Source organism: Pseudomonas japonica (assembly GCF_900188455.1).
GTDB classification, from domain to species: domain Bacteria; phylum Pseudomonadota; class Gammaproteobacteria; order Pseudomonadales; family Pseudomonadaceae; genus Aquipseudomonas; species Aquipseudomonas japonica.
On the sequence record NZ_FZOL01000023.1, the window covers coordinates 36998 to 61086 of the forward strand.

Here is a 24089-nt window from a genome sequence, read left to right on the forward strand (position 1 = left end):
GCCCTTCGCGGGCAAGCCACGCTCCTACAGAGGTACCGCTTGATCTCGTAGGAGCGTGGCTTGCCCGCGAAGGACCGCAAAGCGGTCCCCGACTGCCTCACTGCGCCCAGGGCAGGATCGGAATCGCCGTCACCGCATTCTGCGGGCTGCCCTCGATAATACGGTCGCTATAAACCAGGTACACCAGCGTATTGCGCTTCTTGTCGAAGAAGCGCACCACCTGCATGGTCTTGAACACCAGCGAGGTGCGTTCCTTGAACACTTCCTCACCGTCCTTGAGCTGCCCGCTGAACTTGATCGGCCCGACCTGACGGCAGGCGATGGACGCCTCGGCACGGTCCTCGGCCAGGCCCAGCCCGCCCTTCACCCCGCCGGTCTTGGCCCGCGACAGGTAGCAGGTCACGCCTTCGACCTTCGGATCATCGAACGCCTCGACGACGATCTTGTCGTTCGGCCCAAGGACCTTGAACACCGTGGAGACCTCACCCACTACATCCGCCGAAGCCAGCATCGGCAGTGCCAGCAAGGCAGCGGCAAACAGTCCCTTGAACATGCGAATCACTCCTCAAACCAGAATCAGGTTGTCGCGGTGCACCAGCTCCGGCTCGGCGCTGTAACCGAGCAGACCCTCGATGGCTTCCGACGACTGGCCGATGATCTTCTGTGCTTCCAGCGCGCTGTAGTTGGCCAGGCCGCGGGCGACCTCGACGCCGTCCGGACCGACGCAGACCACCATCTCGCCACGGCGGAAGCTGCCCTGCACGGTCTTCACGCCAACCGGCAGCAGGCTCTTGTTGGCCTCACGCAGCGCCTGCACGGCACCGGCGTCCAGCACCAGGGTACCGCGGGTCTGCAGATGCCCGGCCAGCCACTGCTTGCGCGCCGCCAGCATGCCGCGCTCCGGCGACAGCAGGGTGCCGATGCGCTCGCCGGCCTTGAGGCGGTCGAGCACGCGCTCGATGCGCCCGCCGATGATGATGGTGTGGGCACCAGAACGGGCCGCCAGACGAGCGGCACGCAGCTTGGTCTGCATGCCACCGCGCCCCAGCGCGCCACCGGTGCCGCCGGCCACGGCGTCCAGCGCCGGATCATCGGCGCGGGCTTCGTAGATCAGCTGGGCTTCGGGGTTGTTGCGCGGGTCGGCATCGAACATGCCGTCGCGGTCGGTGAGGATCACCAGCAGGTCGGCCTCGACCAGGTTGGCCACCAGCGCCGCCAGGGTGTCGTTGTCGCCGAAGCGGATCTCGTCGGTGACCACGGTGTCGTTCTCGTTGATCACCGGTACCACGCCCAGTTCCACCAGGGTGCGCAGGGTGCTGCGGGCGTTGAGGTAGCGCTTGCGGTCGGAGAGGTCGTCGTGGGTCAGGAGAATCTGCGCGGTGTGTTTGCCGTGCTCGGCGAAACTCGATTCCCAGGCCTGCACCAGGCCCATCTGGCCGATCGAAGCAGCGGCCTGCAGTTCGTTCATCGCACTCGGTCGCTTGGTCCAGCCCAGACGGCTCATGCCGGCAGCCACGGCTCCCGAGGAGACCAGCACCAACTCGACGCCCGCTTCACGCAGGGCCACCATCTGCTCGACCCAGACACCCATGGCCGCGCGATCCAGGCCCTTGCCATCCGCCGTCAGCAGGGCACTGCCAATCTTCACGACCCAGCGCTGGGCACCTGTCACCTTGCTCCGCATCTTCTTCCAACCTATCGATCTGTGTGGATTCTGTAGATAACAAAACGCCGCTTGAAAAAGCGGCGTTCAGTGTACTGCAACGGATCAGTCGCGCACGTAAATGATTTCCGGACCGTCTTCGTCGTCCTCGTCGCCCCAGAAGTCATCGTCGTCATCGCTGGCATCGGCCACGCTCTTGACGCCGGTGCGGCGCAGAGTGCGGGCGTCGTCGAGGGCCTGCAGCTGGGCGCGGGCCTCGTCTTCGATGCGCTGGTCGAGATCACGCAGTTCTTCGGCGTAGGCCGGGTCGTTGGCCAGGCGGTCGGCACGGTCTTCGAGGTAACGCATCAGGTCGTGGCTGATCTGCTCGGTGCCCTGGCGGGAGATGGCCGAGATCAGGTAGACCGGACCTTCCCACTGCAGGCGATCGACCACTTCCTTGACCCGCGCTTCACGCTCGTCTTCCGGGATCATGTCCGCCTTGTTCAGCACCAGCCAGCGCTCGCGCTCGCACAGCGACGGGCTGAAGCGCTCCAGCTCGTTGACGATCACTTCGGCGGCATCGGCCGGGCTGCTTTCGTCCAGCGGCGCCAGGTCGACCAGGTGCAGCAGCACGCGGGTGCGTGCCAGGTGCTTGAGGAAGCGGATGCCCAGGCCGGCACCTTCGGAGGCGCCTTCGATCAGGCCGGGGATGTCGGCGATGACGAAGCTCTTCCAGCGGTCGACGCTGACCACGCCCAGGTTCGGCACCAGGGTGGTGAACGGGTAGTCGGCGACCTTCGGCTTGGCGGCCGAGACGGCGCGGATGAAGGTGCTCTTGCCAGCGTTCGGCAGACCCAGCAGGCCGACGTCGGCCAGCACTTTCATTTCCAGCTTGAGGTCACGCTGCTCGCCCGGCTTGCCCGGCGTGGTCTGGCGTGGCGCACGGTTGGTACTGGATTTGAAACGGGTGTTGCCGAGGCCGTGCCAGCCGCCCTGCACCACCATCAGTTTCTGTCCGGCCTTGACCAGGTCACCGATGATTTCCTGGGTGCTGGCGTCGATCACTGTGGTACCGACCGGAACCCGCAGGATCAGGTCTTCACCCTTCTTGCCGGTGCAGTCGGTGCTGCCGCCGTTGGCACCACGCTCGGCTTCGAAATGACGGGTGTAGCGGTAGTCGACCAGGGTGTTGAGGTTTTCGTCGGCGACCATGTAGATCGAGCCGCCATCACCACCGTCACCGCCGTTGGGGCCGCCGTTCTCGATGAACTTTTCGCGGCGGAAGGCCATGCAACCGTTCCCGCCATCACCGGCCTTGACCCGGATCGATACTTCGTCAACAAACTTCATAAAAACCGCCTCTCGTCAGACCGACGAGCTGAGTGACCAGATAACGTAAGGCTCTTGCAAAAATGAGCGCGGCGAACCCGTCAAGCGAATACAGCGCCAGCAGCCCATGCGGACAGCTTTGCAAGAGACTCACTCCAAAAACGAAAAAGCCCCGTCGCAAGACAGGGCTCTTCCAGCGTGCGCGCGATTACTCGGCGACAACGCTCACGTAACGACGACCGAAGGCGCCTTTTACTTCGAACTTGATCTTACCCGCGATCTTGGCGAACAGGGTGTGATCCTTGCCCATGCCAACGCCGTAGCCGGCGTGGAACTGGGTGCCGCGTTGGCGGACGATGATGTTGCCTGGAACGATAGCCTGGCCGCCATACATCTTCACGCCAAGGCGTTTGGCTTCTGAGTCGCGACCGTTACGGGTACTACCACCAGCTTTTTTGTGTGCCATGAGTTCAATTCTCCTGAAGGGGGATTAGGCTGGAATTAAGCCTGAATACCGGTGATTTTGATCTCGGTGAACCACTGGCGGTGGCCCATGCGCTTCATGTGGTGCTTACGGCGGCGGAACTTGATGATGCGCACTTTGTCGTGACGACCTTGGGAGATCACTTCAGCAACAACCTTTGCACCAGCAACGACTGGAGCGCCGATGTTCACGTCGTCGCCATTGGCAACCAGCAGAACGCGGTCGAAAGTAACGGATTCGCCAGTGGCGACTTCCAGTTTCTCGATCTTCAGGTATTCACCTTCGGCGACTTTGTACTGCTTGCCACCGGTAACAATTACTGCGTAAGACATGGTATTTCTCCGATAATCCTGCTCACCCAGCGCTTTATAGGAAGAGTATTGGCTGGCATGGCTGCATGGGGCTGGAACGGCCCGGTGCAATTGCGTAAGGCAGGTGCTGCCCAGGAAGTAGGGTGCGCGATTGTACGCAAGCCATCCGGCCCTTGCAAGTGGCGCCCAGGCCCGCCCGGCCGGGCGCCTTGACAGGCCGGAACCCGCAACCTAGCATGCCGCGCAACCTATATGGAGCACCTGTGGCCGATGCAACCCCAAGCTTTCTACCGCGCGGTAGCGGACGATTTCAGCGCCGTTGACGAGATCATCAAGAAACAGCTGACTTCCCGCGTTCCGCTGGTATCGAAAATCGGCGACTACATTACCTCCGCCGGCGGCAAGCGTCTGCGTCCGCTGCTGGTCCTGCTCTGCGGCAAGGCCCTGGGCCGTGAAGGCGACGACCTGCGCCTGCTCGCCGCCACCATCGAATTCCTCCACACCGCCACCCTGCTGCACGACGACGTGGTCGACATGTCCGGCATGCGCCGTGGCCGCTCCACCGCCAATGCCCTGTGGGGCAACGCGCCGAGCGTGCTGGTGGGCGACTTCCTTTATTCGCGCTCGTTCGAAATGATGGTCGAGCTGGGTTCGATGCCGGTCATGCAGATCCTCTCCAAGGCCACCCGGGTCATCGCCGAGGGCGAAGTGCTGCAGCTGTCGCGAGTGCGTGACGCCAGTACCACCGAAGAAATCTACATGGATGTCATCCGCGGCAAGACCGCGATGCTGTTCGAGGCCTCGACCCACAGCGCCGCCGCCCTGGCCGGTGCCAGCGACGAGCAGCGCGAGGCCCTGCGCACCTTCGGCGACCACCTGGGCGTGGCCTTCCAGCTGGTCGACGACCTGCTCGACTACAAGGGCGACGCGCAGACCCTGGGCAAGAACGTCGGCGATGACCTCGCCGAAGGCAAGCCGACCCTGCCGCTGATCTACACCATGCGCGAAGGCACCGCTGAACAGGCGGCCCTGGTTCGCCAGGCGATCCAGAAAGGCGGAATCGAGGACCTGGAACGCATTCGCGAAGCCGTGGAAGCCTCCGGCTCGCTGGACTACACCGCCAACCTGGCCCGCGACTACGTGGCCCGCGCCATCGCCTGCCTGGAAGTGCTGCCGGCCAGCGAATACCGCGATGCGCTGATCGAACTCAGCGAATTCGCGGTCGCCCGCACACACTGAGTCCCCGCCGGGCCCGTCGCTCGACGGGCCCGCTTTTCCTCTGTCAGGCAAAACCCTATACAATGTGGGTTTTCTGCACGCATGACCCGAGGAAATTTAGTGAGCACCTTGCCACCCTGCCCCAAATGCAACTCCGAATACACCTATGAAGACGGCGCTCAACTGATCTGCCCCGAGTGCGCCCACGAGTGGTCGGCCAGCGGCGAAGCCGAGGCGGCCAACGATGACGTGGTGAAGAAGGACGCAGTGGGCAACGTCCTGCAGGACGGCGACACCATCACCGTGATCAAGGACCTCAAGGTCAAGGGCACCTCGCTGGTGGTCAAGGTCGGCACCAAGGTGAAGAACATCCGCCTGTGCGACGGCGACCACGATATCGACTGCAAGATCGATGGCATCGGCCCGATGAAGCTGAAATCGGAGTTCGTCCGCAAGGTCTGATCCCCCGCCTTTCCAGGTGCGCAGCGCGACACGGGCGCGCACCTCGGCAGAAAATGCAAATTATTCCCATTTGTCACTTGCTATTCCGGTAATAAGAATTATTCTCACTGAACGCTTTCAAGGAGAATAGCCATGACTTATCTGATCGACGCCTGGCTTGACCGCCCACAACCCTACCTGCGCATCCTCCACCGCGAGACCGGCGAGGTCTGTGCCGTGCTCGAAGAGGCGGCGCTGGACGAACTGCGCGACCAGGGCGACCTGGATCTGAACGGATTGAATTCAAGTGAGCCGATCGTGCTCAAGGAACTGGTGAGGAACCTGTTCCTGTTCTGCTATGCCCGGGCGTTGCGCCCGAATACCCCGCATACCGGGTTCTGACCTGGTAGGGCCATGATTGCTCTGTAGGAGCTGGCTTGCCTGCGAAGGACCGCGCAGCGGTCCCCGATTGCAGTGTTGTCAGGGACCGCGTTGCGGTCCTTCGCGGGCAAGCCACGCTCCTACAAAGGATGTCCGGGCCGCAGATAAGCGGCCCGACAGGTCTTACAGAACGTCCAACAGCTCGACGTCGAAGACCAGCACGCTGTGCGGCGGGATGCTGCCAACGCCTTGCGCGCCGTAAGCCAGCTCGCTCGGCACGTACAGGCGCCATTTGCTGCCCGCGTTCATCAGTTGCAGAGCTTCGGTCCAGCCGGCGATCACGCCACCCACCGGGAATTCAGCTGGCTGACCACGATCATAGGAGCTGTCGAAGACAGTGCCGTCGATCAGGGTGCCGTGGTAGTGGGTACGCACGTTGTCTTCGCGGGTCGGCTTGGCGCCTTCGCCAGCGGTCAGCACTTCGAACTGCAGACCGGAAGCCAGGGTGGTGATGCCTTCGCGCTTGGCGTTCTCGGCGAGGAATTCCTTGCCGGCGGCAGCGGCGGCTTCAGCCTTGGCGGCCTGCTCGGCCTGCATGACTTCACGGATGACCTTGAAGCTGGCCGACAGGTCGGCTTCGCTGACGCGGCTTTCGGCGCCGTTGAAGGCGTCGGTCAGGCCGGCCAGGATGGCGTCCAGGCTCACGCCCGGCGGCGGGTTGTCGCGCAGTTGGCCGCCCAGTTGGCGGCCGATGCCGTAGCTGACGCGGGTTTCGTCGGTGGACAGGTTGATTTCGGACATTGATCTACTCCGCAGCAGGGCGCACTGACGACCGCGCCCTTCATGAAAAGGGCGAGCAGCCTAGCACACTGCGACGAAGCGCATCAGCTACCTGGCGAACGACCGGACAGCGGCAGCTTGAGATCTTCTTCAGGCATATCGGGCATGCCGCACATTTCGTCCTGCACCGACCAATGCACCAGGTGCAGCGGCAGGGTCGGCAGGCCTCTGAGCAGATGATGCGCTTCCACCAGCGAATGCACTTTCAGGCGTCCGCCGCGGACATCGGTCAGAGCATGTGCGTGCCCGTGGGCGCGCGCCTCCAGCAGATAGTCACCACCTTCGATGGCGATCAGGTTGATCTCCTGGATATGGCCCGTGCGGGCCTGGGCGTTCAGTTCGTGCAGGTTCATGAGCGTACCTCGCAGCGGGAACAGTCTAGCGACCGTTCATTTTTTGTACAGCCACGACTTCAGTGATGCACGTATCCGTTGACCCGACGCAGCTGCGCCTGCAGATGAACGCTCCAGATCTGCGGATCGTCGGCGAGCTGATAGCCGTGCAGGGTCAGGCTGTCGACGATGGCATTGAGCACCGACTCGGCGACGAAAGGACCGTGGAACGGCCCCTGGGCCTTGATCGCGGAAGGTTGTTCGCCAGCCATGCCGGCGGCGAACAGGAGTGTCCACATACCGGTGTCGCCGGCCAGGGGACGTATGCTGCACTCAATGCGGGTGACCAGACCCAGGCATTGGCGGGTAAGGCTGAGGCTGCGCGGCATGGCGACGACCCTCGGAAGAATCTCGTTCAGCCTTCGAACAAGGCTGTTTCCATCCTGTACCGACGACTATCCATGCTTTGAAGAATAGAAGAAAACCGCTCGGCACAAGCGACCGGCGGCAAACGGGCGCCGAATGGTCATGCCATCGCGGCGCCCGCCAGCCAACCGTCAGGCCGGTTTGACCTCGGCAAGTGCCTGTTCCGCCTGCTCTTTCTCGGCTTCCTTGAGGTCTTCCTCACTGATCATCTCGGCGATCACCCGCAGGCGTTCCACCACCCGGGCGTTGACACTGCCCTCCGGGAACTGGCCGTCGGCGTCCGGCGTGCCGGCGGGCTCGCCCACCAGCAGGCTGAGCGCTTCGTCGGCCTGGCTCACCGCGTAGACATGGAACTGCCCGGCACGAACTGCCTGCAGCACCCGCTCGTCGAGCATCAGGGTGGACACGTTGGCTTTCGGGATGATCGCGCCCTGCTCGCCGGTCAGGCCACGGGCTTCGCAAAGGCGGAAGAACCCTTCGATCTTCTCGTTGACCCCGCCGACCGCCTGCACTTCGCCGAACTGGTTGATCGAGCCGGTGATCGCGAAACATTGCTTGAGCGGTGTCTTCGACAGCGCCGAGATCAGCGTGCAGGCCTCGCCCAGCGAGGCACTGTCGCCATCGACATAGCCGTAGGACTGCTCCAGGGCAATGCTCGCGGAAATCGCCAGGGGGAATTCCTGGGCGTAACGGCTGCCGAGATAGCCGGTGAGAATCATCACGCCCTTGGAGTGGATCGGCTGGCCGAGGTTGACCTCACGCTCGATGTCGACGATACCGCTGCCGCCCGGGTATACCGTGGCGGAAATCCGCGCCGGCACGCCGAACGCGGAGTCGCCCACTTCCAGCACGGTCAGGCCGTTGCACTTGCCCACCGCCGCACCCTCGGTATCGATGAGGATGATCCCGGCGAGCATGTCGTCGAGAATCCGCGCCGAAACCCGTCCGGTGCGCGTGGCCTTGGCCTTGAGCGCACGTTCGATATGACCGACGTCGGTCATTTCGTCGTTGGCCAGGTGGCGGATGAAGTCGGCCTCGCTGACCAGCTGGAACAGGTCACCGATGCGCGCCGACAAACGCTTCTGGTTTTCCGCCAGGCGCGCGCTGTAGGTCGCCAGGCGCGCCACCGCGTCGGCGGTCAGCGGCGCCATGCCTTCCTCGCTGGTACGGGTCTTCAGCAACTGGGCGAACTGCTCCAGGCTCTCGTCGTGCATCGGGATCTCTTCGTCGAAATCCACCAGCACGCGGAACATCTCCTGGAAGTCCGGATCATGGTCCTGCAGCGCGTAGTAGAGCTGGCGCGCGCCGATGATGACGACCTTGACCTGCAACGGGATCATCTGCGGCGTCAGGGTCACCGTGGCGATGCGACCCAGCTCGCCCAGCGGCGATTCCATCTTCAGCTTGCGCGACTGCAGGGCGCGCTTGAGGGCATCCCAGACGAACGGCTCGCCGAGCATCTTCTCCGCTTCGAGGATCAGGAAACCGCCGTTGGCGCGATGCAGCGCCCCCGGGCGCAACTGCCGGTAGTTGGTGTACAGCGCCCCCTGGTCGGTGCTGTATTCGATGCGGCCGAACAGGTTGTCGTAGGTCGGGTGCGGTTCGAACACCACCGGCGCACCGCCGCTGGCGGAATGACCGACCACCAGGCTCGGCGAAAGCTGCTCCTCGAGCATCTTGCGCGCCACCGCGTCGATCTTGCTGTCGTCCACCAACTGCTCGACAACGGTACGCAACAGGTGCACCTGCACGGCCTGCAGGTAGGCGCAGACCGCGGCGTTCTCCGAGTATTTTTCCGACAGAGGGCCGAGCAGCGGCTGGAGGGCCAGGGTAATGGTTTCCTCGTTGAGCTGACGCAACTGGTTGTTCGACTCGCGCTTCCACTGCGGCAGGCTCGCCAGCTCTTCGTTCAAGCGCTCTTCCAGCGCGGCGATGTCTTCGTGGAAGCGCTCGCGCTCGGCTTCCGGCAACTGGGCGAACTCGGCTTCGTCGAGGGCCTTGCCATCGCTCATCGGGGTGAAGGCGACATTGCTGCTGTCGCGGTACAGCGCCACGTCCTTCTCCAGCGAGGCGCGCTCGATCACGTCGAGGGCGCGGTCGTAGCGCTGGTTGAAGGCACGGTCGATGGCGCTCTTCTTCTGCTGGTAGGACGGGTGCTCGAAGACCGCCGGGAAGGTGACCACGAGGTTGTCGATCAGGCTGCCGATATCGGCGATGAAGGTGCTCGCGCTGCCAGGCGCCAGCTCCACCGCGCGAGGCTCGCGCGGTTCGTCGAAGTTGTTGACGTAGACCCAGTCGGACGGGGTCTGCAGGCGCTTGCCTTCGGCTTTCAGGTAGCGCTTGACGAACGAGAAGCGACCGGTGCCCGGTTCGCCCATGACGAACACGTTGTAGCCCGGACGGGGCATGGCGACGCCGAACTGCAGGGCCTCTACCGCACGTTCCTGGCCCAGCACACCGCGAAATGGCTCCAGATCATTGGTTGTGGAAAAAGCGAACTGTTCAGCGGAAAACGGCCGGGTCAGGGCTTCGGGCGCAAGACGCAGGCTCGCAGCGACAGAATCGGGCATCGGGCTTCCTTACTTCGGCGGGGCAGATGCGGGCATTCTGGCGCCGCCTGCGCCCGCGTTGCAAGGCTCTTGGCGCATTTGCCTACGGGTGCGCAAAACGTGATGAGCCACGCGTGTTAACGCAATATTTCGCAATTAATAACCGAACCCGGGGATCGTGCCTAAACTCTTACACTGCGCGGCCGGGTAGATAACCGGACCCGATCCGGCAGTCCCCCCGCGGCACGCCGGACAACCCTGACCTTTGGTTTGCAAATCAAAAAGAGAACAACGCTATGAAACGGATTCTTCTGGGTACTCTGTTCACCGCGGTTTCGATCAACGCCATGGCCCAGGCGCCCGGCGGACCGGACTGCGGCTGGGGCAACATGCTGTTCGAAGGCCAACGCGGCACTCCCGCTCACTTCCTCGCCTCCACCACCAACGGCACCTCGGGCAACGCCACCTTCGGCATGACCTCGGGTACCAACGGCTGCTCGACCAACGCCGCGCTGACCTACGGCGGCAAATCCTGGTTCGCCATGAACGGCATGATGAACGAGCTCTCCGAAGACATGGCCAAGGGCCAGGGCGAAGCCCTGACCACCTATGCCGTGGTTCTCGGTGTGGCCCCCGAAGACCGCGCGCACTTCGCCGCCGTCACCCATCAGCACTTCCAGGACATCTTCAAGACCGCGGACATCACCGCCGAAGACGTCCACAGCAATACCCTCGCCGTGCTCAAGGCGGATGCCCGCCTGGCCAAGTACGCTCCTGCAGCCTGACGCTGACGCTGCGTCACCCCGCTCCGGGAACGGAGCGGGTCGTTGATCCCATCGGCTTCATTCGAGAAGTAGTTGCCCGACATGCTCAAACGCCTCGCCGCTCTGGCGCTCTGTGCCTGTGCCCCGCTGCACGCGGCACCTTTCATGGACGAATCGCGCCTCCAGGCCCTGGCCACCGATCCCTACTGGATTGCCCTGGGCCACTACGAGACCGGCAAGCTGGGCGGTTGGCGCAGTTATGTCGACGACGAACGGTTCTTTCTTGCCGAGGACGGTGCGCACCATCCCGATCGCGAACTGGCCGCCACCGTGCGGGCCCTCTACGAGCCCGCCAGCCTGGGCGACAAACATGCCCAATGCGTGTACCCGGCACGCACCCGCTGGCTGCGCGAGCAGTTGCAGCTCGGCGATCTGCCGACCCCCGACTGCACCGAATACACCCGCTGGTTCCAGGACGTGGCGCCGCACAGCGCGGTGCTGATCTTCCCCGCCGCCTACCTGAACAGCCCGTCGTCGATGTTCGGCCACACCCTGCTGCGCATCGACCAGGCCGACGTGCAGAGCAACGAAACCGCCCTGCTCAGCTACGCGGTCAACTTCGGCGCCTATATCGAAGGCAACGACAACAGCATTCTCTATGCCTGGAAGGGCCTGATGGGCGGCTATCCCGGCCTGTTCGCCTTCGTCCCCTACCAGGAGAAACTTTCCGAGTACCGCAGCCTGGAAAACCGCGACCTGTGGGAATACCGGCTGAACCTCTCGCCCGAGGAAACCGGGCGCATGGTCGAGCATATCTGGGAGCTCAAGCAGATCCGCTTCGACTACTTCTTCTTCGACGAAAACTGCTCCTATCGCCTGCTGGAACTGCTCCAGGTGGCCCGCCCGAGCCTGGACCTGACCTCGCATTTCCCCCTGACCGCGATCCCCACCGACACGGTCAAGGCGGTGAAGAAGGCCGGGCTGGTCGAGCGGGTGGACTACCGGCCGTCGCGAGAACGGGAATTGCTGGCCCGCGCCGCGCCGCTGGAAAAAGCCGAACAGCGCCAGGTGCTGACGCTGGCTGCCGATACTACCTATCTGCAAAGCCCCGAGTTCAGCGCCCTGCCCAAGCCGCGCCAGGCCCTGGTGCAGGACGCCGCCTACCGCCTGGAGCGTTACCGCGCCACCGGCCAGGAGCGCGATCCGGCGCAGGCCAAGCGCAGTTTCGAACTGCTGCGGGCGATCAACCGCAACCCGCCGCCGCCGCTGGACATCGAGCGTCCCGGCCTGCCCGAGGACGGTCATGAATCGCGCACCTGGCAGCTCGGCGTCGGTACCCGCGAGGACCGCGCGTTCGCCGAATATGGTCTGCGCATGGCCTATCACGACCTCAACGACAACGCCTATGGCTTCCCGCTCGGCGCGCAGATCGAGATTCTCCAGCTCAAGCTGCGCCAGTACGAAGGCAATGACTGGCAGGTGCAGCGCCTGGACCTGGCGACCATCCGCTCGCTGACCCCGCGCAACGATCTGCTCAAGCCCTGGTCATGGCAGGTGGCTGGCGGCCTGGAGCGGGTGCCGGGCAAGCATGACGACGAAGTGCTGGTCAGTCATGTCAACGGCGGCGCCGGCGGGACCTGGGCGCTGGGCGACGACCTGCTCGGTTTTGCCCTGGGCACCGTGCGGGTCGAGCACCACAACGACTTCGCCCAGTTCATCGCCCCTGCCGCCGGGTTCAATACCGGGGTGTTGTGGCGCAACGGGCTGGGCAACCTGAGCCTCGAAGCCAAGGGGGATTACTTCGTCAATGGCGAGGTGCGGCGCAGCCTGAGCCTCAACCAGCAATGGGAATTGAGCGACAGCCTGGGCCTGCGCTTGAGCGCCAGGCGCGAGTTCAGCCAGCTGGCGACGGCGCAGAACGAGGTGATGCTGGAGTTGAAGTGGTATCACTACTGAGGCGCTCCCGGAACACGCCATTCACCACCTTTTGACAACACACCGACAATCCCCCTCCTAGACTTTCCCCATCATGCGGAGAGTCTTGCGATGCGGTGGTACTGGGTTGTAGCGGTGCTGTTCCTGACGGGTTGTCAATCGACCCACCAGCAGTTGATCGAAAAAGGTTATCCACCGGCCTACGCCGACGGCTTCGGGGACGGCTGCGGCAGTGGCCGGCAAGCCGCCGGGGTCATGGCCGGCGAATTCCGCAAGGATGTCCCGCGCTACCTGCACAACCGCCAGTACGAAACCGGCTGGGACGACGGCTTCCGCCAGTGCCAGGCGATGCGCCGGAACCAGGATCAGCAGAACTACTACGACCGCCACTGGGACGAGCGCGAAGAACGCTGGCAACAGGAAAAGGACCGTGACGCGGCACGGGCCTATCGGCGATGACGGCGTCGCAATCGGACATCCGCTGAAACCGCGACCCTGCCAGCATGGTCTTCTGGCAAAGGAGACCGTTCATGAGCCGAGCATTCGTCAACGAGGACCAGGCTGCCGCCCAGGCCAGCCAGCCGGTCGAGCGCAAGGTCAGCGACCAGCCCAACTACGTTACCGCCCGCGGTCTCGCCGACCTGCAGCAGCGGGTGATGGAACTCAATCGCCTGCGCAGCGACCTCCTCGCCCAGGGTGAGCGGGCCGACAAGCAGCGCCTGGCCGATACCGAACGCGACCTGCGCTATTTCGGCGCGCGACAGCAGAGCGCCCAGGTGGTACCGGCGGCGACATCGCGGGACAAGGTACAGATCGGCAGCCGGGTGACCTATATCGACGAACAGGACCGGCAACAGGTGGTGCAACTGGTGGGGGAAGATCAGGCCGACATCGCTGCCGGCCTGATCAACTGGGGTTCCCCGCTGGGCCGGGCGCTGCTGGGAGCGGCACCCGGTGACGAGGTTGTGTGGCGACGACCGGCGGGCGATCAGCTGATCGAGGTCATCGCCATCGAGCCGGAGCCCGAACCTTAGACCACGCCCTGCGCCAGCATGGCGTCGGCGACTTTGACGAAGCCGGCGATGTTGGCGCCTTTCACGTAGTTGATGCGACCGTTTTCCTCGCCGTAGTGGACACAGGCATGGTGGATCGACTGCATGATGTTGTGCAGCTTGCTGTCCACTTCACCGGCGGTCCACAGCAGACGCATGGCGTTCTGCGACATTTCCAGGCCGCTGACCGCGACGCCGCCGGCGTTGGAGGCCTTGCCCGGGGCGAAGAGGATGCCGGCTTCGATGAACAGGTCGACCGCTTCCAGGGTGGTCGGCATGTTGGCGCCTTCGGCCACGCAGATGCAGCCGTTGGCCAGCAGCGCGCGGGCGTCGGCCAGGTCCAGCTCGTTCTGGGTCGCGCATGGCAGGGCGATGTCGCACGGCAGGTTCCACGGGCGCTGGCCGGCACGGAACTCCAGGCCGAACTGGGTCGCCAGTTCGCTCAGGCGTCCACGCTTGACGTTCTTCAGCTCCATCAGCGCGTTCCACTGCTCGTCGGTCAGGCCGGCCTCGGCGTGCAGGGTGCCTTCGGAGTCGGACAGCGAGATGACCTTGCCGCCCAGGTCCATGACCTTGCGCGCGGCGTACTGGGCGACGTTGCCCGAGCCGGAGATGGCCACGCGGCGGCCGTCGATGCGCTTGTCTTCGCGCTTGAGCATTTCCTCGGCGAAGTACACGCAACCGTAGCCGGTGGCTTCCGGACGGATCAGGCTGCCGCCGTAGTTCATGCCCTTGCCGGTCAGCACCGAAGTGAACTGGTTGGCCAGGCGCTTGTACTGGCCGAACATGAAGCCGATTTCCCGCGCGCCCACGCCGATATCGCCGGCCGGCACGTCGAGGTCAGCGCCGATGTGGCGGTACAGCTCGCTCATGAAGGCCTGGCAGAAGCGCATCACTTCGGCGTCGCTCTTGCCCTTCGGATCGAAGTCGGAACCGCCCTTGCCGCCGCCCATGGGCAGGGAGGTCAGGGAGTTCTTGAACACCTGTTCGAAGGCGAGGAACTTCAGCACGCCGATGTTCACCGACGGGTGGAAACGCAGACCGCCCTTGTACGGGCCGATGGCGCTGCTCATCTGGATGCGGTAGCCGCGGTTGACCTGGACCTTGCCTGCGTCATCGACCCAGGACACACGGAACAACACGGCCCGCTCGGGCTCGACCATGCGTTCGAGAATGCCGGCTTCGAGGTAGTGAGGATTGGCTTCGAGGAAAGGCCAGAGGCTGCGCAGGACTTCTTCCACAGCCTGGTGGAATTCGGGTTGGGCGGGATCGCGTTGTTTCAGACGCGCGAGGAAGTGATCGACAGATTCAGTCATGAGTAGACATCTCACCGAGGGAGTTGGACTTTTTGGTTTTTTCGCGACTTTACCAAGAAGCCATCGCACCGGAACAGGGCGAAATGTCGTTTTTCTGAAATTTTTTGGTGCATTTCTATAAATGTATACACATTGGGACCGCTTTGCGGTCCTTCGCGGGCAAGCCACGCTCCTACCGGGGAAGCGCAGGCCAACCCCATAGGAGCGTGGCTTGTCGTGTGACGAACCACCGCGAAGGAGCGCAACGCGCTCCCCGAATCACAGGCACAAAAATGGGGCCACCAAGGGCCCCATTCCTGTGCATCAATAACCGACCTTACTGGGCCAGCTTCTTGTGCCGTACCCGGTGCGGCTGGGCAGCAGCGTCACCCAGACGCTTCTTCCGGTCCGCTTCGTACTCGGTGTAGTTGCCTTCGAAGAACACCGCCTGCGAGTCGTCCTCATAGGCCAGGATGTGGGTCGCGACGCGGTCCAGGAACCAGCGATCGTGGGAAATCACGATGGCGGCGCCCGGGAAGTCCAGCAGGGCTTCCTCCAGCGAACGCAGGGTTTCCACGTCCAGGTCGTTGGACGGTTCGTCGAGCAGCAGGACGTTGCCGCCCTCCTTCAGGGTCAGGGCCAGGTGCAGACGGCCACGCTCACCACCGGACAGGTCCTTGACGAACTTCTGCTGGTCGCCGCCCTTGAAGTTGAAGCGACCGACGTAGGTACGCGACGGGATCTCGTAGTTGCCGATGCGGATCTGGTCGGAACCGTCGGAGATCTGCTGGAACACGGTCTTGCTGCCGTCCAGGTCCTCGCGGCTCTGGTCGACGCAGGCCAGTTGCACGGTTTCGCCGATCTCGATGCTGCCGGAGTCCGGTTGCTCCTTGCCCATCAGCATGCGGAACAGGGTCGATTTACCCGCGCCGTTACCACCGATGACACCGACGATCGCGCCCTTCGGCATGGTGAACGACAGGTTGTCGATCAACACGCGGTCGCCATAGCCTTTGCACACGTTCTTGAACTCGATGACCTTGTCGCCCAGGCGCGGACCGGCCGGGATGTAGATCTCGTTGGTCTCGCTGCGCTTCTGGAATTCCTGCGACTGCATTTCCTCGAAGCGCGCCAGACGGGCCTTGGACTTGGACTGGCGGGCCTTGGCGCCTTTGCGCACCCACTCCAGTTCTTCCTTCATGGCCTTCTCGTGGGCCGACTGCTGCTTGGATTCCTGGGCCAGACGGTCGGACTTGGCTTCGAGCCAGCCGGAGTAGTTGCCCTCGTATGGAATACCGGCGCCGCGGTCGAGTTCGAGAATCCAGCCGGCGACGTTGTCGAGGAAGTAACGGTCGTGGGTGATCGCTACCACGGTGCCCGGGAAGTCGTGGAGGAAGTGTTCCAGCCAGGCGACGGAGTCGGCGTCCAGGTGGTTGGTCGGTTCGTCGAGGAGCAGCATGTCCGGGGCGGACAGCAGCAGGCGGCACAGGGCGACGCGGCGTTTTTCACCACCGGACAGGTGCTCGACCTTGGCGTCCCAGGCCGGCAGACGCAGGGCATCGGCGGCGACTTCCAGCTGACGCTCGAGGTTGTGGCCGTCGCTGGCTTGCAGGATGGCTTCCAGCTTGGCCTGCTCGGCGGCCAGCTTGTCGAAGTCGGCATCCGGTTCGGCGTAGGCGGCGTAGACCTCGTCCAGGCGGGCCTGGGCGTCCTTGATCACGCTGACCGCTTCCTCGACCACTTCGCGCACGGTCTTGCTCGGGTCCAGTTGCGGTTCCTGCGGCAGGTAACCGACGTTCAGCTCCGGCATCGGGCGGGCTTCGCCATCGAATTCCTTGTCGACGCCGGCCATGATCTTCAGCAGGGTGGATTTACCCGAGCCGTTCAGGCCGAGTACGCCGATCTTGGCGCCTGGGAAGAACGACAGGGAGATGTTCTTGAGGATTTCACGCTTGGGCGGAACAACTTTGCTCAGCCGGTGCATGGTGTAGACGTATTGAGCCAAAATGCGGACCTCGCTCGAATCGTTGGAAAAGCCCCGTCCTCGGACAGGGCTGGAACAAACCGGGTATCGGGCCGGCGTCGCTGCGCTCGCGGGTTTTCCCGGGGCAGGATCGCGGCGGGTACAGGCCGTGGCCTCACCCTTGTGCAACGGATAGTCGGAACCCGTAAGGTTACCCGAACTGGGCGACGGCGGGCAGGGGGCAGCCCGGTGCAGCCTGTAGCGCGAGGCGTGACAGGGTAGTGACGGCAAACACCATGGCGACGAACAGGACTGGCACTTTGCCACGCTTCAGGGCATGCTAGCCGCCCTTCGGGCGTCCGGCTTATAGTGCAGCCCTGGATCGCCGCCCGTGTGGTCGGCACTGACCACGCGCTGCCGCGTCCCAGCCATACCGCAGGATCACCGTTTGACCAATCTCAATCTGCCGTCTTCCTCGCGCAAAGCCTCCGCCGCGTCGGGTCAGTCCTTGCGCGGCTCGTTGAAGGGCGCCCTGGCGATCCTGGTCCTGCTGTTGCTGGCGTTGCTGTCGTGGCAGACCCTGGAGCAGTACCGGCACACCCTGGCCGACCGCCGCCAGCACAGCATCGACGCCAACGCCGAACTGGCCGAGCGGATGACCCTGAACCTGGCCCTGGAAGCCCAGCGCGCCCGCAACCTGCTGCCCGCCGGCGCCACGCCACCGGACGCCGAGGCCATGCCGGCGTTGTTCGGCCGTCTGCACCAGCGCCTGCCGGCGCTCGACAGCCTGGCCTGGGTCGCGGCCGACGGACGGATCCTGCGCGACAGCCTGGACGACTCGCCCGACCAGGCCGAGATGGCCGAGTTGCTGCGCCGCAGTCACCAGCACGCTTATTTCTTCAACAACGCCGAGGGCAATGCCTTCGTCTACCTGCTGCTGCGCCAGAGCGACGACACGGACAGCCCCGGGTGGCTGCTGCGTTTCGAGCCGGCCTGGTACCAGCAACTGGCCGAACGCCTGGAACATGCCAATCCACCACAGTGGCAACTGGAGAACGGCCAGAGCGCCGAGGTCATCAGCGCTCACCTGCGCCTGCGTCCGCCGCCCTCGTCGAACAGCGAGGACGCGCCGCTGCAAAGCGTGATGCTGGCCTTCATCGACAACAGCAACTGGCAACTGCGCGGCTTCCACGACGCCGAGCGCAGCCGTCGCGAGCTGCTCCCGGCGCTGATCGGCAAGGCCATGTTCGGCGTGCTCTGCGCCCTGCTGCCGCTGCTCGCGCTGTTCAACATGCGGCGGCGCAACCTGCTGCTGCAGGAAGGCCGCCGACGCTACCAGGACATTTTCGAAAGCACCGGCGTGGCCCTCTGCGTGCTCGACCTGTCCGGACTCACGACCCTCCTCGAGCGCCTGCGCCTGCGCAGCCGCAACGACCTGGAGCGCCGCCTGGAAGCCGACCCGACCCTGCGCGAGCTGCTGCTGCGCGAACTGAAGGTCACCGAGGTCAACCAGGTCGCCCTGCACCTGCTCGGCGTCGATTGCAGCGAAGGCGCCTGGCGTCACCTGATCGCCGGCAATGCCCTGGACAACGACGGGGTCGGCCTGCATCTGGTCGGCGCGGTGCTGGACCACCAGGCGCAACTGGAACTGGAAGTGCGTCTGCCCACCGACCAGGGCCTCGACCAGCACCTGTGGCTGATGGTGCGCTTCCCCGAACAGCGCCGCGACTATCAGGCGGTGATCCTCAGCATCAGCGACATCACCAGCCGCAAGCGTGTCGAGCTGTCGCTGCTGGAGCGCGAAAGCTTCTGGTCCGATGTGGTACGCACCGTCCCCGACCAGCTCTACGTGCAGGATGTGCAGTCCCTGCGGATGATCTTCAGCAACCGCCACCTGGGCCAGACCCTGGGCTACGAGCGCCACGAGCTGGCCCGCATGGGCGAGTTCTTCTGGGAAATCCTCCTGCACCCGGAGGACGCCGAGCTGTATCGCGGCCTGCGCCAGCAGCAGCGCGAGAACGGCTATGTCGAACAGTTGCATTGCCAGCTGCGCTTCCGTCACCACGACCAGCGCTGGCGCCGCTACGACATCCGTGAACAGGTGCTGACCCGTGACGCCAGCGGCCAGGTCACACGGATCATCGGCGTGGCCAAGGACGTCACCGACCAGCTCGAAGCCAGCGAATCGCTGCGCGACAGCGAGCAGCGCTACCGCATGCTCGCCGAGAGCATCAGCGACGTGATCTTCTCCACCGACGACCAGCTTCACCTCAATTACGTCAGTCCGTCGGTGCGCTCGGTACTGGGCTACGACGTCGAGTGGATCTTCAACAACGGCTGGCAGTCGACCATCGCCAACCCGGCGCAACTGGCCGGCCTGTATACGCTGGTCGAACGGGTCAACCGCGCCCTCGGCGACGCCGCGCAACTGGAGGCCCTGCGCACCCAGGTGCCGACCCAGCTGTTCCTGTTCGACTGCCTGCGCGCCGATGGTCGCAAGATCCCCATCGAACTGCGCCTGGTACTGGTCTGGGACGAGCACGACCAATTCGGCGGGATCCTCGGCGTCGGTCGCGACATCAGCCAGCAGCGCCGCGCGGAAAAAGACCTGCGCATGGCGGCCACGGTCTTCGAGCACTCCACCTCGGCGATCCTGATCACCGACCCGGCCGGTTACATCGTCCAGGCCAACGAAGCGTTCAGCCGGGTCAGCGGCTACGCGGTGCGCGATGTGCTCGACCAGTTGCCGAGCATGCTTACCGTCGACGACCAGCAGGATTCGCACCTGCGCTACGTGCTCAAGCAACTGCACCAGCGCGGTACCTGGGAAGGCGAGGTGTGGCTCAAGCGGCGCAATGGCGAACATTATCCGGCGTGGGTCGGCATCACTGCGGTGCTCGACGACGAAGGCGACCTGGCCAGCTACGTGTGCTTCTTCACCGACATCAGCGAGCGCAAGGCCAGCGAGCAGCGCATCCACCGCCTGGCCTACTACGACGCCCTCACCCACCTGCCCAACCGCACGCTGTTCCAGGACCGCCTGTACACCGCGCTGCAGCAGGCCGAGCGGCACAAGTCGTGGGTGGTGCTGATGTTCCTCGACCTCGACCGCTTCAAGCCGATCAACGACTCCCTCGGCCACGCCGCCGGCGACCGCATGCTCAAGGACATGGCCGAGCGCCTGCTCGATTGCGTCGACGACGACGACACCGTGGCGCGCATGGGCGGCGACGAGTTCACCCTGCTCCTGCAGCCGCGGGCCACCCGCGAGATGGCGCTGAACCGCGCCATCCATGTCGCCGAACAGATCCTTGGCAGCCTGGTGCGGCCGTTCGTCCTGGAAAACCGCGAGTTCTTCGTCACCGCCAGCGTCGGCATCGCCCTCAGCCCGCAGGACGGCAGCGAGCTGAGCCAGTTGATGAAGAACGCCGATACCGCGATGTACCACGCCAAGGAGCGCGGCAAGAACAACTTCCAGTTCTACCAGGCGGACATGAACGCCAGCGCCCTGGAGCGCCTGGAACTGGAAAGCGACCTGCGCCATGCCCTGGAGCAGAACGAGTTCATCCTTTATTACCAACCGCAGTTCAGCGGCGACGGCAAGCGCCTGACCGGTGCCGAGGCACTGCTGCGCTGGCGCCATCCGCAACGCGGGCTGGTGCCGCCGGGCGACTTCATCCCGGTGATCGAGGAGCTCGGCCTGGTGGTGGACGTCGGCGACTGGGTCATCGCCGAGGCCTGCCGCCAGCTCAAGGCCTGGCATCAGGCGCGGGTGCGGGTACCCAAGGTGTCGGTGAACATCTCGGCACGGCAGTTCTCCGACGGCCAGTTGGGCAATCGCATCGCCAGTATCCTCAAGGACACCGGCCTGCCGCCGGCGTGCCTGGAACTGGAACTGACCGAAAGCATCCTGATGCGCGAAGTGCACGAGGCCATGCAGATCCTCGACAGCCTGAAGAACCTCGGCCTGAGCATCGCGGTCGACGACTTCGGCACCGGCTACTCGTCGCTCAACTACCTCAAGCAGTTCCCCATCGACGTGCTGAAGATCGACCGTACCTTCGTCGACGGTCTGCCGGAAGGCGAGCAGGACGCGCAGATCGCCCGGGCGATCATCGCCATGGCCCACAGCCTCAACCTGGCGGTGATCGCCGAGGGCGTGGAAACCCACGAGCAGTTGGAGTTCCTCCGCGAGCATGGCTGCGACGAGGTGCAGGGTTACCTGTTCGGCCGGCCGATGCCGGCCAACCAGTTCGAAGCGCAATTCAGCAACGAAACCCTGTTCATGCTCGAGTAGTGCCGGGATTCAAGCTGCTTGAATCCCATTTGTCCGCCAGATGATCCCCTTTCATATGCCAGACAAAAGTCTATGGGGTAGAATGCCCCCCTTTTCAGCCCGATCCTTGAGGACCGCCATGTTCAGCCGTGATTTGACCATTGCCAAGTACGACGCCGAGCTCTTCGAAGCCATGCAGCAGGAAGCCCAGCGCCAGGAAGAGCACATCGAGCTGATCGCTTCGGAAAACTACACCAGCCCAGCCGTGATGGAAGCTCAAGGCTCGGTTCTGACCAACAAGTACGCCGAAGGCTACCCGGGCAAGCGTTACTACGGTGGTTGCGAGTACGTCGACGTGGTCGAGCAACTGGCCATCGATCGCGCCAAGGAACTGTTCGGCGCCGACTACGCCAACGTCCAGCCGCACGCCGGTTCGCAAGCCAACGCCGCTGTCTACCTGGCCCTGCTGCAGGCCGGCGACACCATCCTGGGCATGAGCCTGGCCCACGGCGGTCACCTGACCCACGGCGCCGCCGTGAGCTCGTCGGGCAAGCTGTACAACGCCATCCAGTACGGCATCGACGGCAACGGCCTGATCGACTACGACGAAGTCGAGCGCCTGGCGGTCGAGCACAAGCCGAAGATGATCGTCGCCGGTTTCTCGGCCTACTCGCAGGTCCTGGACTTCGCCCGCTTCCGCGCCATCGCCGACAAAGTGGGTGCCTACCTGTTCGTCGACATGGCCCACGTTGCCGGCCTGGTTGCCGCTGGCGTGTACCCGAACCCTGTTCCGTTCGCCGACGTGGTCACCACCACCACTCACAAGACCCTGCGTGGTCCGCGTGGTGGCCTGATCCTCGCTCGCGCCAACGCCGACATCGAGAAGAAGCTGAACTCCGCGGTCTTCCCGGGCGCCCAGGGCGGCCCGCTGGAGCACGTGATCGCCGCCAAGGCCATCTGCTTCAAGGAAGCGCTGCAACCTGAGTTCAAGGCTTACCAGCAGCAGGTGGTGAAGAACGCCCAGGCCATGGCCAGCGTGTTCATCGAGCGTGGTTTCGACGTGGTGTCCGGCGGCACCCAGAACCACCTGTTCCTGCTCTCGCTGATCAAGCAGGAGATCTCCGGTAAAGATGCCGACGCTGCCCTGGGCCGCGCCTACATCACCGTGAACAAGAACTCCGTCCCGAACGACCCACGTTCCCCGTTCGTCACCTCCGGCCTGCGCTTCGGCACCCCGGCCGTGACCACTCGCGGTTTCAAGGAAACCGAGTGCAAGGAACTGGCTGGCTGGATCTGCGACATCCTCGCCGACCTGAACAACGAAGCGGTGATCGACGCCGTTCGCGAGAAGGTCAAGGCCATCTGCAAGAAGCTGCCGGTCTACGGCAACTGATTCAGGGCTGAAATGAAAAAACCGATGCCGGGTGACCGGCATCGGTTTTTTTATGGGACATCGGTTCTGGCCAGAACCTGTAGGAGCGTGGCTTGCCCGCGAAAGGACCGCGCAGCGGTCCCGAATGGGCCTGCTTTGCAGGCCTTCGCGGGCAAGCCGCGCTCCTACGGGGATAACGTCAGGCCCGAAGATCGCGACCCAACGCCTCGAACCCCACCCGGATCTTCTCTTCCGGCAGCTCATCGGCGATGAACACCATCACGCTCTCACGCGCCTCGCCCTCGGCCCATTCGGTATCCCAGTCGAAGCCATACAGCTTCAACACCCCCTGGAACACCAGGCGCCGCTCCTCGCCGGTGATGTTCAGCACGCCCTTGTAGCGCAGCAACTGCTTGCCATGCTCCTCCAGCAATTCGTTCATGAAGTCGCTGAGGCGATCGATGTCCAGCGGCGTTTCCGTGCGCAGAACCAGGCTGGAAATGCGGTCTGGCGTGCTCGTCCCGCCGACTGGCCGCAGGAGCATCCCACCACCCAGGTCAGCATTGAGATTGAAACCACGCACATCCAGCAATTCGGCCAGGTCGATCCGGCCATGCTCCACCACCCGCACCGGCACGCGGCGGTTGATCCGGCTCAGTCGCGCGATCAGCGCATCGACCGTGGCCTCGTCCACCAGGTCGGTCTTGCTCAGCAGCAGGCGGTCGGCGAAACCGACCTGGGCCTGGGCGATGGCCTGGGTCAGGTGCAGTTCGGCATGCGCGGCATCGACCAGGGTGATGATGCCGTCGAGGATGTAGCGCTCGCGCAATTCCTCGTCGATGAAGAAGGTCTGCGCCACCGGTGCCGGATCGGCCAGGCCGGTGCACTCGATCACCAGGCGGTCGAAGGCGATCTCGCCGCTGTCCAGGCGCTCCAGCAGGAGGAACAGGGCCTTGGTCAGGTCGGTGTGGATGCTGCAGCAGACACAGCCGTTGGCCAGGGTCATGACCTGGACCGGCGCGTCGCCGAGCAACTGGCTGTCGATGCCGGCATCGCTGAATTCGTTTTCGATGACGGCGATTTTCAGGCCGTGCTCGGCCTTGAGGATGTGCCGCAGCAAGGTGGTCTTGCCGGCACCCAGAAAGCCGCTGAGCACGGTCACGGGAATGGGGGAATGCACGCGGGAAATTCTCCTGACGCTGAAAATGACTGTGGGAGCCCGGCGCGCCGGGCTCCCACAGGTGTGTCACTGACTCAAGCGCGGCCTTTCAACAGCACTTGGGCCCACCCTTGCCACCGTAACGGGCTTCCTGGCGTTCGCGGAAGAACGCCTCGTAGCTCATCACCGGTTTGTCCGGGTGCTTGGTCTGCATGTGCTCGACATAGTTGTCGTAGTCGGGCATGCCGACCATCAGGCGGGCTGCCTGCCCCAGGTACTTACCCAGTCGACCCAGGTCGTTGAACATGATTGCAGTC

22 protein-coding genes are annotated in these 24089 nt (G+C 64.1%); 9 read left to right on the forward strand and 13 right to left on the reverse strand.

Features of this window, described 5'->3' with window-relative positions; all coding sequences use genetic code 11:
* Positions 1–97: 97 nt before the first annotated feature.
* The 5 genes from CHB99_RS23495 to rplU form a co-directional block, all read right to left on the reverse strand.
* Positions 98–553, reverse strand: a complete 456-nt coding sequence (locus tag CHB99_RS23495; RefSeq protein ID WP_167335860.1) for a CreA family protein — start codon at positions 551–553, stop codon at positions 98–100.
* 12 nt (positions 554–565) lie between these two features.
* Positions 566–1684 carry a glutamate 5-kinase gene (proB, locus tag CHB99_RS23500; protein WP_042124774.1) on the reverse strand — a complete coding sequence of 373 codons (1119 nt, stop codon included), beginning with the start codon at positions 1682–1684 and terminating at the stop codon, positions 566–568.
* An 84-nt stretch (positions 1685–1768) separates the two neighbouring features.
* A complete protein-coding gene (gene cgtA / locus CHB99_RS23505) occupies positions 1769–2995 on the reverse strand; it encodes an Obg family GTPase CgtA (RefSeq protein WP_042124776.1) in 1227 nt (408 codons plus the stop codon).
* A gap of 187 nt (positions 2996–3182) precedes the next feature.
* Positions 3183–3440, reverse strand: a complete 258-nt coding sequence (rpmA, locus tag CHB99_RS23510; protein ID WP_009398991.1) for a 50S ribosomal protein L27 — start codon at positions 3438–3440, stop codon at positions 3183–3185.
* 35 nt (positions 3441–3475) lie between these two features.
* On the reverse strand, positions 3476–3790 hold the full coding sequence (rplU, locus tag CHB99_RS23515) for a 50S ribosomal protein L21 (protein WP_009398990.1): 315 nt from the start codon (positions 3788–3790) through the stop codon (positions 3476–3478).
* A 249-nt stretch (positions 3791–4039) separates the two neighbouring features.
* Here rplU and CHB99_RS23520 point away from each other — a divergent pair, with 249 nt between their 5' ends.
* The 3 genes from CHB99_RS23520 to CHB99_RS23530 all read left to right on the forward strand — a co-directional run bounded on the left by CHB99_RS23520 (position 4040) and on the right by CHB99_RS23530 (position 5830).
* Positions 4040–5008, forward strand: coding sequence for a polyprenyl synthetase family protein (locus tag CHB99_RS23520; protein ID WP_042124897.1), 969 nt, complete (start codon positions 4040–4042; stop codon positions 5006–5008).
* 99 nt (positions 5009–5107) lie between these two features.
* Positions 5108–5449, forward strand: coding sequence for a zinc ribbon domain-containing protein YjdM (locus tag CHB99_RS23525; RefSeq protein ID WP_042124778.1), 342 nt, complete (start codon positions 5108–5110; stop codon positions 5447–5449).
* A gap of 132 nt (positions 5450–5581) precedes the next feature.
* Entirely contained in the window at positions 5582–5830 is a 249-nt protein-coding gene (locus CHB99_RS23530) for a PA4570 family protein (protein WP_042124780.1), read from the forward strand.
* 162 nt (positions 5831–5992) lie between these two features.
* On the opposite strand, the gene bamJ is transcribed toward CHB99_RS23530, so the two are convergent.
* From bamJ to CHB99_RS23550, 4 genes are all read right to left on the reverse strand, one after another.
* A complete protein-coding gene (gene bamJ / locus CHB99_RS23535; protein WP_042124782.1) occupies positions 5993–6610 on the reverse strand; it encodes a BamJ family beta-barrel-assembly machinery protein in 618 nt (205 codons plus the stop codon).
* Between the two features lie 83 nt (positions 6611–6693).
* A complete protein-coding gene (locus CHB99_RS23540) occupies positions 6694–7002 on the reverse strand; it encodes a DUF6482 family protein (RefSeq protein WP_042124784.1) in 309 nt (102 codons plus the stop codon).
* 59 nt (positions 7003–7061) lie between these two features.
* Positions 7062–7370, reverse strand: a complete 309-nt coding sequence (locus CHB99_RS23545) for a PA4575 family protein (RefSeq protein WP_042124786.1) — start codon at positions 7368–7370, stop codon at positions 7062–7064.
* 168 nt (positions 7371–7538) lie between these two features.
* Positions 7539–9977 carry a Lon protease family protein gene (locus CHB99_RS23550; RefSeq protein ID WP_042124788.1) on the reverse strand — a complete coding sequence of 813 codons (2439 nt, stop codon included), beginning with the start codon at positions 9975–9977 and terminating at the stop codon, positions 7539–7541.
* 275 nt (positions 9978–10252) lie between these two features.
* On the opposite strand from CHB99_RS23550, the gene CHB99_RS23555 reads away from it, so the two are divergent.
* The 4 genes from CHB99_RS23555 (at position 10253) to CHB99_RS23570 (ending at position 13689) form a co-directional block, all read left to right on the forward strand.
* A complete protein-coding gene (locus CHB99_RS23555) occupies positions 10253–10741 on the forward strand; it encodes a DUF3015 domain-containing protein (RefSeq protein WP_042124790.1) in 489 nt (162 codons plus the stop codon).
* 81 nt (positions 10742–10822) lie between these two features.
* Entirely contained in the window at positions 10823–12676 is a 1854-nt protein-coding gene (locus CHB99_RS23560) for an Lnb N-terminal periplasmic domain-containing protein (RefSeq protein ID WP_042124792.1), read from the forward strand.
* 90 nt (positions 12677–12766) lie between these two features.
* Positions 12767–13114, forward strand: coding sequence for a lipoprotein (locus CHB99_RS23565; protein WP_042124794.1), 348 nt, complete (start codon positions 12767–12769; stop codon positions 13112–13114).
* A 71-nt stretch (positions 13115–13185) separates the two neighbouring features.
* Positions 13186–13689, forward strand: coding sequence for a GreA/GreB family elongation factor (locus CHB99_RS23570; RefSeq protein ID WP_042124796.1), 504 nt, complete (start codon positions 13186–13188; stop codon positions 13687–13689).
* On the opposite strand, the gene gdhA is transcribed toward CHB99_RS23570, so the two are convergent.
* Together gdhA and ettA are read right to left on the reverse strand one after the other, a co-directional pair.
* On the reverse strand, positions 13686–15023 hold the full coding sequence (gene gdhA, locus CHB99_RS23575) for an NADP-specific glutamate dehydrogenase (protein ID WP_042124798.1): 1338 nt from the start codon (positions 15021–15023) through the stop codon (positions 13686–13688). The genes CHB99_RS23570 and gdhA overlap by 4 nt on opposite strands.
* Before the next feature lie 316 nt (positions 15024–15339).
* Entirely contained in the window at positions 15340–17007 is a 1668-nt protein-coding gene (gene ettA / locus CHB99_RS23580; protein WP_042124800.1) for an energy-dependent translational throttle protein EttA, read from the reverse strand.
* Between the two features lie 406 nt (positions 17008–17413).
* On the opposite strand from ettA, the gene CHB99_RS23585 reads away from it, so the two are divergent.
* Both CHB99_RS23585 and glyA read left to right on the forward strand, forming a co-directional pair.
* Positions 17414–21262 carry a sensor domain-containing protein gene (locus CHB99_RS23585; protein ID WP_042124802.1) on the forward strand — a complete coding sequence of 1283 codons (3849 nt, stop codon included), beginning with the start codon at positions 17414–17416 and terminating at the stop codon, positions 21260–21262.
* Between the two features lie 118 nt (positions 21263–21380).
* Positions 21381–22634: a serine hydroxymethyltransferase gene (gene glyA / locus CHB99_RS23590; protein WP_042124804.1), complete on the forward strand. Its 1254-nt coding sequence runs from the start codon at positions 21381–21383 to the stop codon at positions 22632–22634.
* Between the two features lie 178 nt (positions 22635–22812).
* Here glyA and yjiA read toward each other — a convergent pair whose 3' ends face one another.
* Together yjiA and CHB99_RS23600 are read right to left on the reverse strand one after the other, a co-directional pair.
* Positions 22813–23793: a GTPase gene (gene yjiA / locus CHB99_RS23595; RefSeq protein ID WP_042124806.1), complete on the reverse strand. Its 981-nt coding sequence runs from the start codon at positions 23791–23793 to the stop codon at positions 22813–22815.
* Between the two features lie 88 nt (positions 23794–23881).
* Positions 23882–24079: a YbdD/YjiX family protein gene (locus tag CHB99_RS23600; protein WP_028944033.1), complete on the reverse strand. Its 198-nt coding sequence runs from the start codon at positions 24077–24079 to the stop codon at positions 23882–23884.
* Between the last annotated feature and the right edge of the window lie 10 nt (positions 24080–24089).

What these genes read in the sequence shown, in the direction of transcription:
- CHB99_RS23495 (WP_167335860.1), bottom strand. Translation starts at nt 553, where the DNA reads ATGTTCAAGGGACTGTTTGCCGCTGCCTTGCTGGCACTGCCGATGCTG.
- proB (WP_042124774.1), bottom strand. Translation starts at nt 1,684, where the DNA reads ATGCGGAGCAAGGTGACAGGTGCCCAGCGCTGGGTCGTGAAGATTGGC.
- cgtA (WP_042124776.1), bottom strand. Translation starts at nt 2,995, where the DNA reads ATGAAGTTTGTTGACGAAGTATCGATCCGGGTCAAGGCCGGTGATGGC.
- rpmA (WP_009398991.1), bottom strand. Translation starts at nt 3,440, where the DNA reads ATGGCACACAAAAAAGCTGGTGGTAGTACCCGTAACGGTCGCGACTCA.
- rplU (WP_009398990.1), bottom strand. Translation starts at nt 3,790, where the DNA reads ATGTCTTACGCAGTAATTGTTACCGGTGGCAAGCAGTACAAAGTCGCC.
- CHB99_RS23520 (WP_042124897.1), top strand. Translation starts at nt 4,040, where the DNA reads ATGCAACCCCAAGCTTTCTACCGCGCGGTAGCGGACGATTTCAGCGCC.
- CHB99_RS23530 (WP_042124780.1), top strand. Translation starts at nt 5,582, where the DNA reads ATGACTTATCTGATCGACGCCTGGCTTGACCGCCCACAACCCTACCTG.
- bamJ (WP_042124782.1), bottom strand. Translation starts at nt 6,610, where the DNA reads ATGTCCGAAATCAACCTGTCCACCGACGAAACCCGCGTCAGCTACGGC.
- CHB99_RS23540 (WP_042124784.1), bottom strand. Translation starts at nt 7,002, where the DNA reads ATGAACCTGCACGAACTGAACGCCCAGGCCCGCACGGGCCATATCCAG.
- CHB99_RS23545 (WP_042124786.1), bottom strand. Translation starts at nt 7,370, where the DNA reads ATGCCGCGCAGCCTCAGCCTTACCCGCCAATGCCTGGGTCTGGTCACC.
- CHB99_RS23550 (WP_042124788.1), bottom strand. Translation starts at nt 9,977, where the DNA reads ATGCCCGATTCTGTCGCTGCGAGCCTGCGTCTTGCGCCCGAAGCCCTG.
- CHB99_RS23555 (WP_042124790.1), top strand. Translation starts at nt 10,253, where the DNA reads ATGAAACGGATTCTTCTGGGTACTCTGTTCACCGCGGTTTCGATCAAC.
- CHB99_RS23560 (WP_042124792.1), top strand. Translation starts at nt 10,823, where the DNA reads ATGCTCAAACGCCTCGCCGCTCTGGCGCTCTGTGCCTGTGCCCCGCTG.
- CHB99_RS23565 (WP_042124794.1), top strand. Translation starts at nt 12,767, where the DNA reads ATGCGGTGGTACTGGGTTGTAGCGGTGCTGTTCCTGACGGGTTGTCAA.
- CHB99_RS23570 (WP_042124796.1), top strand. Translation starts at nt 13,186, where the DNA reads ATGAGCCGAGCATTCGTCAACGAGGACCAGGCTGCCGCCCAGGCCAGC.
- gdhA (WP_042124798.1), bottom strand. Translation starts at nt 15,023, where the DNA reads ATGACTGAATCTGTCGATCACTTCCTCGCGCGTCTGAAACAACGCGAT.
- glyA (WP_042124804.1), top strand. Translation starts at nt 21,381, where the DNA reads ATGTTCAGCCGTGATTTGACCATTGCCAAGTACGACGCCGAGCTCTTC.
- CHB99_RS23600 (WP_028944033.1), bottom strand. Translation starts at nt 24,079, where the DNA reads ATGTTCAACGACCTGGGTCGACTGGGTAAGTACCTGGGGCAGGCAGCC.